The 390-nt window shown below is 45.9% G+C and carries 2 protein-coding genes; both read left to right on the top strand.

The genetic code is table 11. The annotated features are described in order from the left end of the window. Positions 1-190, top strand: a 190-nt coding sequence (locus ERX29_RS10880) for a peptidoglycan-binding protein (protein ID WP_133444680.1), incomplete at its 5' end; no start/stop codon positions are given. Position 191: 1 nt separating this feature from the next. After that, on the top strand, positions 192-374 hold the full coding sequence (locus ERX29_RS10875) for a hypothetical protein (RefSeq protein ID WP_207999199.1): 183 nt from the start codon (positions 192-194) through the stop codon (positions 372-374). Positions 375-390 lie beyond the last annotated feature (16 nt).

Raw genomic sequence — 390 nt, 5'->3', positions numbered from 1 at the left:
ACCTTCGGCGGAGTGGCGTCCCTTGTTGGTAGAAAAAATAAAGCAATTTCAAAAAAGCCACCACTTGAAAACTGACGGTGTTGTTGGCTTTTCAACGTTAGTACATCTCTGGCAGGTGGCAGGGGAGAGTGCCTACTTATATCGGGATGAAGCAAATATTTCCCCGGAAACAACAGTGAAGGGGAAATGACATGTTTGAATTCTATATCGCCGCGCGTGAGCAGAAAGAAACAGGTCACCCTGGTATCTTCTCCCGACAAAAACACAGCACCATAATATATGTAATTTGTTTATTACTGATTTGCCTGTGGTTTGCAGGAATGGTGCTGGTGGGTGGGTATGCCAGGCAGCTATGGGTTCTTTGGATGGTATAAGCCGAAGTCGCTGTAG

Source organism: Macrococcus lamae (assembly GCF_004359545.1).
In the GTDB taxonomy this organism is placed as follows: domain Bacteria; phylum Bacillota; class Bacilli; order Staphylococcales; family Staphylococcaceae; genus Macrococcus; species Macrococcus lamae.
Note: the sequence above shows the minus strand (reverse complement) of the source record. Positions and strands in the feature narration are given on the sequence as shown.

Bases quoted from the DNA above. Each gene is read 5' to 3' on its own strand.
- ERX29_RS10875 (WP_207999199.1), top strand. From the start codon at position 192: ATGTTTGAATTCTATATCGCCGCGCGTGAGCAGAAAGAAACAGGTCAC.